This is a genomic window from Streptomyces sp. NPDC032472 (assembly GCF_040636955.1).
Lineage (GTDB): Bacteria > Actinomycetota > Actinomycetes > Streptomycetales > Streptomycetaceae > Streptomyces.
The window spans coordinates 1-13,980 of the sequence record NZ_JBEZVK010000111.1 but is presented as its reverse complement, the minus strand read 5'-3'; the positions used below and the strand labels follow the sequence as shown (position 1 = coordinate 13,980).

General features: G+C 74.9%; 12 protein-coding genes, 1 rRNA gene and 1 pseudogene. 2 read left to right on the top strand and 12 right to left on the bottom strand.

The features are described from left to right. Positions 1-161: 161 nt before the first annotated feature. The 5 genes from AB0F11_RS35485 to AB0F11_RS35465 all read right to left on the bottom strand — a co-directional run bounded on the left by AB0F11_RS35485 (position 162) and on the right by AB0F11_RS35465 (position 5,515). Positions 162-1,268: a glycosyltransferase family 4 protein gene (locus AB0F11_RS35485; RefSeq protein ID WP_362183121.1), complete on the bottom strand. Its 1,107-nt coding sequence runs from the start codon at positions 1,266-1,268 to the stop codon at positions 162-164. A gap of 285 nt (positions 1,269-1,553) precedes the next feature. Then, positions 1,554-3,272, bottom strand: coding sequence for a DNA repair protein RecN (recN, locus tag AB0F11_RS35480; RefSeq protein WP_362183127.1), 1,719 nt, complete (start codon positions 3,270-3,272; stop codon positions 1,554-1,556). A gap of 95 nt (positions 3,273-3,367) precedes the next feature. Further along, complete coding sequence (locus AB0F11_RS35475) at positions 3,368-4,348, bottom strand: NAD kinase (protein ID WP_362183118.1); 981 nt, start codon at positions 4,346-4,348, stop codon at positions 3,368-3,370. Further along, positions 4,345-5,160: a TlyA family RNA methyltransferase gene (locus tag AB0F11_RS35470; protein ID WP_362183115.1), complete on the bottom strand. Its 816-nt coding sequence runs from the start codon at positions 5,158-5,160 to the stop codon at positions 4,345-4,347. Before AB0F11_RS35470 ends, AB0F11_RS35475 begins: the two co-directional genes overlap by 4 nt. Positions 5,161-5,167: 7 nt before the next feature. Next, positions 5,168-5,515 carry a hypothetical protein gene (locus AB0F11_RS35465; protein WP_362183112.1) on the bottom strand — a complete coding sequence of 116 codons (348 nt, stop codon included), beginning with the start codon at positions 5,513-5,515 and terminating at the stop codon, positions 5,168-5,170. A 65-nt stretch (positions 5,516-5,580) separates the two neighbouring features. On the opposite strand from AB0F11_RS35465, the gene AB0F11_RS35460 reads away from it, so the two are divergent. After that, positions 5,581-5,928, top strand: a complete 348-nt coding sequence (locus tag AB0F11_RS35460; protein ID WP_362183109.1) for an SCP2 sterol-binding domain-containing protein — start codon at positions 5,581-5,583, stop codon at positions 5,926-5,928. Here the strand turns inward: AB0F11_RS35460 and AB0F11_RS35455 are convergent. The 4 genes from AB0F11_RS35455 to AB0F11_RS35440 all read right to left on the bottom strand — a co-directional run bounded on the left by AB0F11_RS35455 (position 5,912) and on the right by AB0F11_RS35440 (position 10,034). After that, positions 5,912-6,733, bottom strand: a complete 822-nt coding sequence (locus tag AB0F11_RS35455; RefSeq protein ID WP_362183106.1) for an ABC transporter ATP-binding protein — start codon at positions 6,731-6,733, stop codon at positions 5,912-5,914. The two genes, AB0F11_RS35460 and AB0F11_RS35455, sit on opposite strands and share 17 nt — an antisense overlap. A 52-nt stretch (positions 6,734-6,785) precedes the next feature. Continuing rightward, positions 6,786-7,865, bottom strand: coding sequence for an iron chelate uptake ABC transporter family permease subunit (locus AB0F11_RS35450; RefSeq protein ID WP_362183103.1), 1,080 nt, complete (start codon positions 7,863-7,865; stop codon positions 6,786-6,788). Continuing rightward, positions 7,862-8,917: an iron chelate uptake ABC transporter family permease subunit gene (locus AB0F11_RS35445; RefSeq protein ID WP_362183100.1), complete on the bottom strand. Its 1,056-nt coding sequence runs from the start codon at positions 8,915-8,917 to the stop codon at positions 7,862-7,864. The genes AB0F11_RS35450 and AB0F11_RS35445 overlap by 4 nt, the downstream gene beginning before the upstream one ends. A gap of 85 nt (positions 8,918-9,002) precedes the next feature. Further along, positions 9,003-10,034, bottom strand: a complete 1,032-nt coding sequence (locus AB0F11_RS35440; protein ID WP_362183097.1) for an HAD hydrolase-like protein — start codon at positions 10,032-10,034, stop codon at positions 9,003-9,005. 135 nt (positions 10,035-10,169) lie between these two features. On the opposite strand from AB0F11_RS35440, the gene AB0F11_RS35435 reads away from it, so the two are divergent. After that, entirely contained in the window at positions 10,170-11,441 is a 1,272-nt protein-coding gene (locus AB0F11_RS35435) for a DUF1015 domain-containing protein (protein ID WP_362183094.1), read from the top strand. A 72-nt stretch (positions 11,442-11,513) separates the two neighbouring features. Here AB0F11_RS35435 and AB0F11_RS35430 read toward each other — a convergent pair whose 3' ends face one another. The 3 genes and pseudogenes from AB0F11_RS35430 to rrf form a co-directional block, all read right to left on the bottom strand. Then, positions 11,514-12,374, bottom strand: coding sequence for a tetratricopeptide repeat protein (locus AB0F11_RS35430; protein ID WP_362183124.1), 861 nt, complete (start codon positions 12,372-12,374; stop codon positions 11,514-11,516). Between the two features lie 126 nt (positions 12,375-12,500). Continuing rightward, positions 12,501-13,673: pseudogene (locus tag AB0F11_RS35425) on the bottom strand (hypothetical protein); the annotation flags it as partial. Between the two features lie 216 nt (positions 13,674-13,889). Further along, positions 13,890-13,980, bottom strand: a 5S ribosomal RNA gene (gene rrf, locus AB0F11_RS35420); the annotation flags it as partial.

Below are 13,980 nucleotides of genomic sequence, written 5' to 3'. Positions count from 1 at the left end.
GGACCCCGTTCGCCTCAAACGCCGGCGGGGCTGAAAGACCCGGGCGCTTCGCGCCCGGTGCGCTCAAACGCCGCGCAGGCTTAATTCAGCCCCGCCGGCGTTTGAGGCGTTTCGGGAAGGGGCGGGGTGGGGAAGCGGCTCCGCCCAGCGGCAGCGGCCCGTTAGCGGCGGTGGGTCAGTTCGTCGTAGACCGAGAGGATTTGGGCGACCGTGTCGTCCTCCGAGGGCCAGGTGGCCGCCTGGGCCCGGCCCGCGGCCGCCAGGGCCGCACGGCGGGCCGGGTCCGCCAGAAGGCCCGTGACCGCCTCGGCCAGGGCAGGGGCGTTGCCGTAGGGGACGAGAACGCCCGCGTCCCCGATCAGGTCCGGCACACCCCCGACCGCGGTGGCAACCAGCGGCACGCCCAGCCGCAACGCCTCCTGCGCCAGCAGCGACCGCGCCTCCCACCGACTCGGCAGCACCGCCACATCGGCCGCGGCGAGCAGCCGCCCCGCATCCCGCCGCCGCCCCAGCAGCCGCACCGGCAGCCCCTCGGCCTCGATCCGCCGGGCCAGTTCGCCGCGCAGCGGCCCCTCCCCCGCGACCACCACCAGCGGCTGCGGCTCCAGCACCCGCCAGGACCTGGCCGCGTCCAGCAGGACGGAGTAGCCCCGGTGCGGCACCAGGCTGCCGATCGCGATGACCAGCGGCCGCTCCACCGCCCCCAGCTCGGCCCGCGCCTTGCCGGGGTCCGCGTCCGGCGGGTCGCCGGCGGGGGCGGCCACGGGGGCGAGCCGGGCGTCCCGCGCGCCGCGGGCCCGCGCCAGGTCCACCTGGTCCGAGGAGGCGCCCAGGACGACCGCCGCGGCCCGCGCGACCTGCCGCTCCAGCATCCGCCCGAGGCGCCCCAGCGGCCCCTCGTCCGCGGGCCCGCCGCCCTGCCAGGTGACCACCAGCGGCACGCGCCGGCCGCGCAGCGCGAGCAGGGCCCGGACGGCGGCCCGTACGCCGTGCGCGTGCACGACGTCCGCCCCGGCGCAGGCGGCCCGCATCGCGCTCACGGCGTCGGGGGCGAACTGCGCCCCGGCGCCGGTGAAGTCGTACTCCCCCTCCGCCTCCACGGGGGCGCACACCGTGACCCGTACCCCGCGCGCGGCGAGCCCGGTCGTCAGCGACCGCACGTGGGCGCTGCTGTCGGCGCCGGCGCCGACGAGGACCTGGACGGTGCGCAGGGGCGGCCGCCCGTACGGCTGCGCGGGGGCCGGGACCGGGACCGGGGAGCTGCTCACGGGCCGAAGCTCCTGGGTGAGGGGGCAGAGACGCCGCCCAGGATGCCAGCCCGTACGCGCGTTCCGGGACCATACGGGTGCGGATCCCGCAGGAGATACCGTCACATGCCCCCGAGCCTCACCCACACGGCGTAGCGTGCCGTCACCCCGGCGCCACCCCCGCGCCACCCCGGGCCTCCCCCCGCGCCACCCCGCCGTGTCCGTACGCGAGGTCGCACGCGAGGTCGTATGCGAAGGGGCCCGGGGCGCGTGGTGCGCCCCGGGCCCCGTCGGGAACCACAACCGTCAGCCGTCGGCGCGCGCCGCCGCGAGCAGCTCCTCGGCGTGGGCCCGCGCGGAGACGGAGTCCTCGTGGCCGGCCAGCATGCGAGACAGCTCCCGGACCCGGTCCTCGCCCTCCAGCACGGTGACGCCGCTGCGCGTCACCGAGCCGTCGTTGGTCTTCTCGACCAGCAGCTGCCGGTCGGCGAAGGCCGCCACCTGCGGCAGGTGCGTGACGACGACCACCTGGGCCGACTTGGCGAGCTTGGCCAGGCGCCGGCCGATCTCGACGGCCGCCTTGCCGCCGACGCCCGCGTCGACCTCGTCGAAGAGGTACGTGGGCACGGGGTCGGAGCCCGCGAAGACGACCTCCACGGCCAGCATGACGCGTGAGAGCTCACCGCCGGAGGCGCCCTTGGCGATCGGCCGCGGCTGGGCGCCGGGGTGCGGGGCGAGGAGCAGTTCGACCTCGTCCGCGCCCGTGGGCCCGTAGGCGACGGGCCGGCCGTCGACCTCCACGCCGTCCTCGTCCTCCACCTGGCGGACGTCGATGGTCACCCGGGCGTGCGGCATGGCCAGCGAGGCGAGCTCCTCGGTGACCGCCGAGGCGAACCGGGTGGAAGCCTCGACCCGGGCGTCCGTCAGCGCCTGGGCCAGCAGGGACAGTTCGGCCCGCAGCCCGTCGCGCTCGGCGGTCAGCTCGGTGATCCGCTCGTCGTCGCCGTCCAGCTCCAGCAGCCGCGCCGAGCTCTTCTCGGCCCACTCCAGGACGGCGTCGATCGACTCGCCGTACTTGCGCGTCAGCTGGGTCAGGGCCGCGCGCCGCTCCTCCACCGCGGCGAGCCGCAGCGGATCGGCGTCCAGGTCGTCGGCGTACCCGGCCAGTTCGCCGGCCACGTCGGACAGCAGGATCTGCAGCTCCCCGATCCGCTCGGCGAGGGCGCCGAGGGCCGGGTCGTGGGTGCGTACGGCGTCCAGGGCCCGGTGGGCGCCGGCGACGAGCGTGTTGGCGTCGACGCCCTCCGGGTCCTCGACGTCCCCGGCGAGCGCGGCGTGGGCGATCTGCGCCGCAGAAGCCAGCGATTCGGCGTGGCCGAGCCGCTCGGCCTCGGCGGCCAGCTCCACGTCCTCACCGGCCAGCGGCTCGACGGCGGCGATCTCCTCCAGGCCGAAGCGCAGCAGGTCGGCCTCCTGGGCCCGCTCCCGCGCCCGGGTGGTGATCTCCTCCAGCTCGGTCGCGACGGCCCGCAGGCGCCGGTAGGCGGCCGCGTACTTCTCCAGCGGGACGGCGACGGCGTCGCCGGCGTACCGGTCGAGGGCCTGGCGCTGCCGTGCGGGCCGCAGCAGGCCCTGCTGGTCGGTCTGGCCGTGGACGGCGACGAGCTCGTCCGCGAGCTCGCCGAGCAGGCCCACGGGCACGGCGCGGCCGCCGACGTGGGCGCGCGAGCGCCCCTCGGCGGACACGGTCCGGCTGATCAGCAGGGCGCCGTCGTCGAGCTCGGCGCCGGCCTCCTCGGCGCGTACGGCCGCGGGCGCGTCGGGGCGCATGACGATGCGCCCCTCCACGACCGCCGCCTTGGCTCCGATCCGTACCAGGGCCGGGTCGGCGCGTCCGCCGAGCAGCAGCCCGAGGCTGGTGACGACCATCGTCTTGCCCGCGCCGGTCTCGCCGGTCACGGCGGTGAAACCGGGGGACAGCTCGACCACCGCGTCGTCGATGACCCCGAGCGACCGTATCCGCATCTCCTCAAGCACGGGACGACCATACCGAGGTTTCACGGGTGGCATGTGACGTCACCCGTCGGAGGTTCTCCGAACGCATGTGCTATTAACGGGGGCTAGTGGGGGGCTCCCCGCCAACCCGACACGGGCAGCGCGAACTTGGCGACGAGGCGGTCCGTGAACGACGCGTGGTGCAGCCGGGCGAGCCGCACCGGCACCGCCCCGCGCCGGACCTCCACCCGGGCCCCGGCCGGCAGCTCCAGCGTGCGCCGGCCGTCGCACCACAGCACGCCGTGCGGGACGCCGGTCTGCACCTCCACGGCCAGGACCGAGTCCGGCGAGGTCACCAGCGGCTTCGCGAACAGCGCGTGGGCGCTGATCGGCACCATCAGCAGGGCCTCCACCTCCGGCCAGACCACCGGCCCGCCCGCGGAGAAGGCGTACGCCGTCGAGCCGGTCGGGGTCGCGCAGACGATGCCGTCACAGCCGAAGCCGGACACCGGGCGGCCGTCGATCTCGATGACCACCTCGAGCATCCGCTCGGGGGACACCTTCTGGACGGCGGCCTCGTTGAGCGCCCAGTCGTGGTGGACGATGTCGCCGTTGGACCGCACGAGCACGTCGAGGGTCATCCGGTCCTCGACCTCGTACGCGCGGGTGACCACCCGGTCGACGACCTTGTCCAGGTCGTCGCGCTCGGCCTCCGCGAGGAAGCCCACGTGTCCCAGGTTGACGCCCAGCATCGGCACCCCCGAGCCGCGCGCGAACTCCGCGCCGCGCAGCAGGGTCCCGTCACCGCCGAGCACGATCAGCAGCTCGCAGCCCTCCAGCACCTCGGGCGTGCACTCGGCGACGAGCTCCACCTCGGGCGGCAGCGGCAGGTCGCGCGCCTCGTACTCCAGGACCCGCACGCCGAGCCCGCTCTTGAGCAGCCCCTGCACGACGAGCTCGGCGCTGCGGATGGCCGCCCGCCGCCCCGTGTGCGCGAGCAGGAAGACGGTGCGCCTCCCCGGGCCGCCCGCCGCGCCCGCTGCGTCCGCTGCATCCGCTGCATCCGCTGTAACCGTTGAACCGTTCGCACCCGCTGTATCTGTCACTGCGGCCCCTCCGCCACTGCACGGTCGACATCCGCCGGGTCGAGTGCCGGTGCCCCCGCCCGCAGCCACAGAAAGTACTCGACGTTGCCCGACGGACCCGGCAGCGGACTCGCCGTCACACCCAGCACACCGAGCCCCAGGGCCGCCGCCTGCGCCGCGACCCCGCGCACGGCCTCGGCGCGCAGTTCGGGGCTGCGCACCACGCCGCCGCTGCCGAGCCGCTCCTTGCCGACCTCGAACTGCGGCTTGACCATCAGCACCAGGTCCGCGTCCGGCGCGCAGCAGGCGACGAGCGCCGGCAGCACCAGGCCGATCGAGATGAAGGACAGGTCGCCGACGACCAGGTCGACCGGGATGCCGTCGATCTGCTCCAGGGTGAGCTCGCGGACGTTCGTACGGTCCTTGACGGTGACCCGCTCGTCGCTCTGCAGCGACCAGGCGAGCTGCCCGTAGCCGACGTCGACGGCCATCACGTGGGCCGCGCCCGAGCGCAGCAGCACGTCGGTGAAGCCGCCCGTGGAGGCGCCGGCGTCCAGTGCCCGGCGGCCCTCGACGACGAGCCCCTGCGGCCGGAAGGCGGCGAAGGCGCCGGCCAGCTTGTGGCCGCCGCGGGAGACGTAGTCGGGGTCGCTGTCGTCCTTGAGGACCACGAGGGCCGCGCTGGTCTCGACCTGGGTGGCCGCTTTGGTCGCGGTGGTGCCGCCGACGGTCACCCGGCCGGCGGCGATCAGCTGCGCGGCGTGCTCGCGCGAGCGCGCCATGCTGCGGCGTACCAGTTCGGCGTCCAGGCGGCGGCGTGCCACTCCTGCCACGTTCGGTTCAGCTCCTGTTTTCGTACGGTCCGGGGACGGGCGGTGCGTCGAGCGCGGTCAGCGTGTCGCGCAACCCCCTGTGAACATCCTCGTACACCGCGACGTGTCCGTCCGCCGTGAGGTGGTCGGCGTCCGCCAGCCGCTCCAGGTGCGCGTCGACCCCGGCGTGCCCGGTGGGCGTGCGGAGCAAGCCCAGCGGCGCGGGCCCGGCCGGCCCGTCGGCGGCCTCCTCGGGCCGTCCGGGCGGCTGTCCTGGCGCACCGAGTACGTCAGGTGCCCCGACTGCGGCAGGTGCGTCGGGTACGTCCTCCTCCGGCCCCGGGCCGGGGCCCGCGGCGGACACTTCGTCGCTCATGCCCCGACGCTACCCCGAACCGCCCGGGCGGCCACCCACGGCTCTGCGGTACGGTCGAGATCACGATGGCTACGATCGAGGAGTGCCGAGCCGCACTCGACCGACTCTCCGACAACCTGGCGCGGGCCGAGGGTGACGTGCGCGGCGCGGCGGCGCTCGACCGCTCCCTGAGCTGCCACATCACCGACCTGGACCAGACCTTCACGGGCCGCCTCGACGGCGGCCGGATCCGGGTGGACGCGGTCGCCGCGGGCCCGCCCGCCGCGAAGGCGGAGATCCGGCTCGCGATGTCCGGCGACGACCTGGTCGCGATGGTCGACGGCGAGCTCAAGTTCGCCAAGGCCTGGGCCTCGGGCCGGGTGAGGCTGGAGGCGGGCTTCCGGGACCTGCTGCGGCTCAAGAGCCTGCTGTGACGGTCCCCCGTGCCTGCCGTACGGCCTTGCGGGCCGCCGGGATCACCAGCGGCGTGCCCGTCTCCGGGTCGTCGATGATCCGGCAGCTCAGCCCGAAGACCCGCTCGACCAGCTCCGCCGTGACCACCTCGGCGGGCGCGCCCTGGGCGATGACCTTCCCACCCCGCATCGCGATCAGGTGCGTGGCGTAGCGGGCGGCGTGGTTGAGGTCGTGCAGGACGGCGACCAGGGTCCGGCCCTGGTTCTCGTGGAGCTCCGCGCACAGGTCGAGCACGTCGATCTGGTGCTGGATGTCCAGGTACGTCGTGGGCTCGTCCAGCAGCAGCAACGGCGTCTGCTGCGCAAGCGCCATCGCGATCCACACGCGCTGGCGCTGCCCGCCCGAGAGCTCGTCCACGGTCCGGTCGGCGAGCTCGGCGACCCCGGTGGAGGCCATCGACTCCAGCACGATCCGCTCGTCCTGCGAGGACCACTGCCGCAGCAGCCCCTGGTGCGGGTAGCGGCCGCGGGCCACGAGGTCGGCGACGGTGATCCCGTCCGGCGCGACCGACGACTGCGGCAGCAGCCCGAGGGTCCTGGCGACCTTCCTGGCCGGCAGCGAGGAGATGGCCTGCCCGTCCAGCAGCACCCGGCCGGCGGAGGGCTTCAGCATCCGCGCCAGGGCGCGCAGCAGCGTGGACTTGCCGCAGGCGTTGGGGCCGACGATCACCGTGAAGGAGTGGTCGGGGATCTCCACCGACAGGTTCTCGGCGATGACCCGCTGCTCGTAGCCGAGGGTCACGTTCTGCGCGGTCAGCCGCTGCACGTGCGTACTCCTTGGGTTGTCCCCGGGTTGTGGGGGGTGCTCATCCGTGCGCTCATATCCGTCCCGCCCTGCGCTCGGTGACGAGCAGCCAGAGCAGGTACACGCCGCCGACCAGCCCGGTCAGCACGCCCACGGGCAGCTGGTCGGCGCCGAAGGCGCGCTGCGAGGCCCAGTCGGACAGCAGCAGCAGGACCGAGCCCATCAGCGCACCGGTGAGCAGGTTGGAGCCGGGCGAGCGGGTCAGCCGCCGGGCCAGCTGCGGTGCGGCCAGGGCGACGAAGCTGATCGGTCCGGCCGCGGCGGCGGCCGCCGTGGTGAGCAGGACGGCCGCCAGCATCAGCAGCATCCGCATGCGCTCCACCCGCACCCCGAGGGCGTACGCGGCGTCGTCGCCCATCTCCGCCAGGCGCAGGGCCCGGCCCTGGGAGAGGACCAGCGGGAACAGCACGGCGCAGGTCGCGAGCAGCGGCCACACCTGGCTCCAGTCGCGGCCGGCGAGCGAGCCGGTCAGCCAGACCGTGGCGCGGGCCGCCTCGACGAACCGGGCCTTGGTCAGCAGGAAGTTGATGGCGGCGACGAGCATCGCGGAGGTGCCGATGCCGACGAGGACGAGCCGGTAGCCGTGGATGCCCCGCTTGTAGGACAGCAGGTAGATCAGGACGCCGGTGAGCAGGCCGCCCGCCAGCGCGCCGCCGGCGACCGCGTTCGCGTCCCCCTTGAGGTAGACGATCACGACGAGGGCGCCGACGACCGAGCCGTACCCGAAGCCGAGGAGGTCCGGGGAGCCCAGCGGGTTGCGGGAGACCGACTGGAACACCGCGCCGGCCATGCCGAGCGCGGCGCCGACCAGCAGGGCGACCAGGACCCGCGGCAGCCGCAGGTCGTTGACGATGAAGTCGTGCGCGGGAGTCCCGTTGCCGAGCAGGGTCCGTACGACATCCGCCGGCGCGATCTCGAAGTCGCCGGTCCCGATCAGCACCACGGAGAGCAGCGCCGCCGCGGCGGCGAGCAGGAGCCCGACGGCCAGCGCCCGCGGCTCCACCCGCAGCGAGAGCCCGCCGGGGCCGCGCAGCGTCCGGGGCCGCGACAGCGCGCGGCGCGAGCGCAGGCCGGTGGGGAGTTCGACGGTCACAGCTGGGCCATCCTCTTGCGCCGGACGAGGTAGATGAAGACGGGTCCCCCGATGAACGCGGTGACCACGCCGACCTGGAGCTCGGCGGGCCGGGTGACGACCCGGCCGATGACGTCCGCGCCCAGCAGCAGCACCGGCGACAGGACCGCCGAATAGGCCAGCACCCACCGCATGTCGGGCCCGGTGAGGATCCGCACCAGGTGCGGAACCATCAGCCCGATGAAGACGATCGGCCCGCAGGCGGCGGTCGCCGCCCCGCACAGCAGGGTGATGGCCGCCATGGCCGCGATCCGGGTCCGCGTCAGGTGGGCGCCCAGCGCCCGGGCGGTGTCGTCGCCCATGGCCATCGCGTTGAGCGGCCGGCCCAGCGCCAGCGCGAGGAGCGCGCCGGCCAGCAGGAACGGCGCCACCTGCCGGACGGTGTCCATGGTGGCCGAGGCCAGCGAGCCCACGGTCCAGAAGCGGAGCTTGTCGAGGGCCTTGCTGTCCAGCAGTTGCACGGCGTTGATGTAGCCGACGAGGGCCGCGCTGGCGGCCGTACCGGCGAGGGCGAGGCGGACCGGCGTCGCACTGCGGCTGCCGCCGAGCACGTACACGACGACGGAGACGACCGCCGCTCCGAGCAGGGCCCACCACACGTACGCGCTCATGGTGGCGGCCCCCAGGAAGCTGATGGCCGAGACCACGGCCGCCGCGGCGCCGGCGTTGACGCCGAGGATGCCGGGCTCGGCCAGCGGGTTGCGGGTCAGCGCCTGCATCACCGCGCCGGACAGTCCGAGGCCGAGCCCGACCATCAGGCCGAGCAGGGTGCGCGGGACGCGCAGGTCGCGCACCACCACGTCGTTGGCCGTCCCCGAGTAGTGGAACAGGCCGTGCCAGACGTCGCCGGGCGGCATCGGCTTGGCGCCCACGGCGATGCTCGCCACCGCGATCGCGGCCAGCACCGCGAGGGCGGCCAGCAGGCCGGCGGCGCGCGCCGCGTGGCGGGCGCGCGGCGCGGCTGCGGGCGTCGCGCTGCGGGCGCTCGGTTCGGGGGGACTCTCGACCAACACGCAGGTTAGGTTAGCCTACCCTCCGCCCGATCTTGGTTCCCCGTCCCGGCCAGGGCCTGTCCGACCCTGATCCGCCGGACAGGCCTTAGAGCCCGATCCGGGCCAGGGCCTTCCCCGCGTCCAGCGTGCAGGAGCCGTCCCCCGCGTGCGTCCAGGCCGCCGCGCACAGCGCCCGCAGCCCGTCGACCGGGTCGCCGTCACCCCGCAGGACGAGCACCCCGTCCGCCGCGACGGCCGTCCAGCCCCCGCAGCCGAACCCCTCGCCGCCCGCCTCCACCTCCGGCTGCCCGGTCAGCAGCCCGCGCAGGTCCCGGTCCACGTACGTCGGCCGGTGCCGGGGCTCCGCCCGCAGCAGCTGCGCCCCGTCCGCGATGCCGGTGAGCACGAGCAGCGAGTCCACCTCACCGTTGAACGCGCCCTCGATGTCGGTGTCCAGCCGGTCCCCCACCACCAGCGGCCGCTCCGCCCCGGTCCGCAGGACCGTCTCCCGGTGCATCGGGGGCAGCGGCTTGCCCGCCACCTGCGGCTCCGCGCCCGTGGCGATCCGTACGACCTCCACCGCGGCCCCGTTGCCCGGCCCGATCCCCCGCCCCGTCGGGATCGTCAGATCGGTGTTGGACGCGAACCACGGCACACCGCGGTTGATCGCGTACGAGGCCTCCGCGAACCGGCCCCACGCCAGCTCGGGCCCCCCGTACCCCTGGACGACCGCCGCGAGCCCGTCCTCGTCGGCCGACTCCACCGGCACCAGGCCCCGTTCGCGCAGCGCGACCCGCAGCCCCTCGCCGCCGATCACCAGCACCTTCGACCCCGGCGCCACCTGATCCGCGATCAGCCGGGCCACCGCCTGCGCCGAGGTGATCACTTCGCCGGCCTCGGTGGGGATGCCCAGCTCGCTCAAGTGCGCGGCGACCGCATCGGGCGTCCGCAGCGCGTTGTTCGTGACGTACGCCAGGTGCATCCCGTCCGCCCGGGCCGCGGCCAGCGACTCCACCGCGTACGCGATGGCCCGGCCGCCCGCGTACACCACGCCGTCGAGGTCCAGCAGGGCCGTGTCGTACGCCTGGTGCAGGCTGCGCTCGCTGCCCGCCGGACTGGTCCTGCTCTGCCGGGTCATCCGTTCCGCTCCCTGTCCGCTCGATCCGATCGGTCCGACCGGGCCGATCCGGCCCGGCCGCACATGCGCCACATGCGCCCGAGCTCTTCCTCACCCGATCATCCCGCATCGCGAGACGCGCTTTACCATGCACCAATGACCACATCTGGCACCGCGCACGACGGACTGCGTCTGATCCCCTTCCACGGACTGCGCTATGTCCCGGAGCGCGTCGGCAGCCTGGCCGCCGTCACGTCACCGCCGTACGACGTGGTCGTACGCCCCGACGGAGTCGACTACCTCGAATCCGCGGACCCGCACAACATCGTCCGCCTGATCCTGCCGCAGGCCGACACCCCCGCCGCCCGCAACGAGCAGGCCTCGCGCACCCTGCGCGACTGGCTCGCCAAGGGCGTCCTCTGCGCCGACCCCGAGCCCGCCCTGTACGTGTACGAGCAGCGCAAGGGCCGCGTGCTCCAACGCGGCCTCATCGGCGCCCTCGCCCTGTCCACGGCCGACGCCGGCATCGTCCTCCCCCACGAGGACGTCATGCCGCACGTGGTCACCGACCGGGCCGGCCTGATGCGTGCCACCTCCGCGAACCTGGAGCCGCTCCTGCTCACCTACCGCGGCGGCGATGCCGCGTCCGGCGCCGCCGAGGTCGTCGAGCGCACCGCCCGGGAGCGGCCCCTGCTGGCCACCACCACCGAGGACGGCTTCCAGCACCGGCTGTGGGCCGTCACCGACCCCGCCGACCAGGCCGCCGTCGCCGCCGACCTGGGCCACCGCCAGGCCCTCATCGCGGACGGGCACCACCGCTGGGCGACCTACCTGCGCCTCCAGGAGGAGCACGGGTCCCCGACCGCCTGGGACTTCGGCCTCGTCCTGCTCGTGGACACCGTCCGCTACCCGCTGCAGGTCCGCGCCATCCACCGCATGCTGCGCCGCCTCCCGGTCGCCGACGCGCTGGCCACCGCGCGGGGCGGCTTCCGCGTCCGCCCGGTCGACGGACCGCTGCCGCTCGCCCTGGAGGCCCTCGCGGACGCGGCCGAGCGGGGCAACGCCTTCCTCCTCACCGGTGACGGCACCTTCCACCTGGTCACCGATCCGGACCAGGAGCTCCTGGAGCGCACCGTGCGCCGCGACCGGCCCGAGGCGTGGCGCCGGCTGGACGCGACGGTGCTGCACGCGACGCTCCTGGACGCCCTGTGGCAGATCCCGGACACCCCGGACCAGATCACGTACATCCACGACGCGGCCGCCACGGTCGCCATGGCGGAGCGGCACGGCGGCACCGCCGTCCTGCTGCACCCGGTACGGGAGGAGGTCGTACGGGAGCTGGCCCGCCAAGGCGTGACCATGCCCCGCAAATCGACCTCGTTCGGCCCGAAGCCGGCGACGGGCCTGGTCCTGCGCAGCCTGGACTGAGCGCGGGATACGAGACGGGATACGAGAGAGGGCGGCACCCCGGCCGGGGTACCGCCCTCTTTCACTTCACTCTCAGGCCTGCTCGCCGTCCGCGTCCGGGGTCCCGGCGACGACCTCGTCGGTGACGTCGGCGTCGGCGTCGGCGTCGGCCTCGGACTGCTCGGCCGGCTCGTACTCCTCGTCGTCCTCGTCGTAGTACTCGGCCTGGTCGGAGGCCCGCTCGGCGGCGGCGACCTCGGCCGGGTCCTGGCCGTCGAGGTCGTCCTCGCCGTCCGCGTCGTCCTCGCCGAAGGCCTCGCTGTCGAGGGCGTCGACGAACTCGACTCCGTCGAGCTCCGCGAGGCGGTCGGAGGCGTCGGTGGCGCCGTCCTTGTCCGACTCGATGGTCTTGGCGAACCACTCGCGCGCCTCGTCCTCACGGCCGGCGGCCAGCAGGGCGTCGGCGTAGGCGTACCGCAGGCGCGCGGTCCACGGCTGGACGGCGTTGGACGCGAGCTCGGGGCTCTGCAGGGTCACGATGGCGGCGTCGAGCTGCCCCATGTCCCGGCGGGCGCCGGCGGCGACGAGACGCATCTCGACCTGGCCGGCCTTGTCGAGCTTCTGCACCTCGGGGTCGCCGGCCATGGCCAGGGCCCGCTCCGGGCGGCCGAGGCCGCGCTCGCAGTCGGCCATGACGGGCCACAGCTCGACGGAGCCGGTCATGCGCTTGGCGGCGCGGAACTCGGCGAGGGCCTCGCTGTACTTCTGTGTGGCGTACGCGGCGAAGCCGGCGGCCTCGCGGACGGCGGCGACGCGGGAGGCCAGCCGCAGGGCGATGCGCGAGTACGCGTACGCCTGCTCCGGCTCCTCGTCGATCAGCCGGGCGACCATGACCAGGTTGCGGGAGACCTCCTCGGCCAGGCCCTTGGGCAGGCTCAGGAGCTCCTGGCGCACGTCGGCGTCGATCTCGAAGCCGGTGACGTCCTCGTCGATCGGCAGCCGCTTCACCGGCTCGCGGTCGCGGTCGGCGCGGAAGTCGCGGTCGCCGCCGCGCTCGTCGCGCCCGCCCCGGTAGCCGCCGCGGTCGTCGCGGCCGCCGCGGTAGCCGCCGCGCTCGCCACCGCGGTCGTCACGACGCGGGTACGAGGGACGCTCGCCGCGGTCGTCGCGGCGGAAGCCGCCGCGCTCGCCGCCCCGGTCGTCACGACGCGGGTACGAAGGCCGCTCACCGCGGTCGTCGCGGCGGAAGCCACCCCGCTCGCCGCCCCGGTCGTCACGACGCGGGTACGAGGGACGCTCGCCGCGGTCGTCGCGGCGGAAGCCGCCCCGCTCGTCATCACGGCGCGGGTACGACGGACGGTCCTCGCGGCGCGGGTACGACGGACGCTCGCCCCGGTCGTCGCGGCGCGGGTACGAAGGCCGCTCACCGCGGTCACCGCGGTCGTCCCGACGGAAGGACGGTCGGTCGTCGCGGCGCGGGTACGACGGACGCTCGCCCCGGTCGTCGCGGCGCGGGTACGAAGGCCGCTCACCACGGTCGTCGCGGCGGAAGCCGCCCCGCTCGTCATCACGGCGCGGGTACGAGGGACGCTCGCCCCGGTCGTCGCGGCGCGGGTAGGACGGGCGGTCACCACGGTCGTCACGGCGGAAGCCGCCGCGCTCGCCGCCCCGGTCGTCACGACGCGGGTACGAGGGACGGTCACCGCGATCACCGCGGTCACCGCGGTCGTCCCGACGGAAGGACGGACGGTCGTCGCGGCGGAAGCCACCGCGCTCGTCGTCGCGGCGGGGGTACGAAGGCCGCTCGCCCCGGTCGTCGCGGCGGAACGGACGGTCGTCGCCCCGGTCGTCACGGCGCGGGTACGAAGGCCGCTCACCGCGGTCGTCACGGCGGAAGGACGGGCGGTCGTCGTCACGGCGCTGGAAGCCCGGACGGTCGCCGCCACGGTCGTCGCGGCGCGGGTAGGACGGCCGGTCGTCGCGGCGCGGGTACGAGGGACGGTCACCGCGGTCGCCGCGGTCGCCGCGGTCGCCGCGGTCGTCACGGCGGAAGCCGCCGCGGTCGCCGGCGGGACGGCCGCCCCGGTCGTCGTCACGACGCCCGTAAGAGGGGCGGTCACCGCGGTCGTCACGGCGGAACGGACGGTCGCCGCCCCGGTCGTCGCGGCGGAAGCCGCCGCCGGAAGGACGGCCACCGCGGTCGTCACGACGGAACCCGCCGCGGTCGCCGCCACGGTCGTCACGGCCCCCGCGGTAGCCGCCCCTGTCACCACCGTCGTTGCGACGGGGCTCGCGCTCCGGACGATCGTCGGGAGAGTTGGACATGGGTGTGACTCCTGTCTTCGGGGTACCGCTAGTCATTCTCGCGCAACCAGTCCATGGCCGCGCTCCGGCGTAAAGAGGTGCAAAGCAAAAAGGACCCTTGGTCCTCAGCGTGAACGCTGAGGACCAAGGGTCCTTTGAAAGATTGTTCGGCGGCGTCCTACTCTCCCACAGGGTCCCCCCTGCAGTACCATCGGCGCTGAAAGGCTTAGCTTCCGGGTTCGGAATGTAACCGGGC

Bases quoted from the DNA above. Each gene is read 5' to 3' on its own strand.
- AB0F11_RS35440 (WP_362183097.1), bottom strand. From the start codon at position 10,034: ATGACCCGGCAGAGCAGGACCAGTCCGGCGGGCAGCGAGCGCAGCCTG.
- AB0F11_RS35460 (WP_362183109.1), top strand. From the start codon at position 5,581: ATGGCTACGATCGAGGAGTGCCGAGCCGCACTCGACCGACTCTCCGAC.
- AB0F11_RS35435 (WP_362183094.1), top strand. From the start codon at position 10,170: ATGACCACATCTGGCACCGCGCACGACGGACTGCGTCTGATCCCCTTC.
- recN (WP_362183127.1), bottom strand. From the start codon at position 3,272: ATGCGGATACGGTCGCTCGGGGTCATCGACGACGCGGTGGTCGAGCTG.
- AB0F11_RS35465 (WP_362183112.1), bottom strand. From the start codon at position 5,515: ATGAGCGACGAAGTGTCCGCCGCGGGCCCCGGCCCGGGGCCGGAGGAG.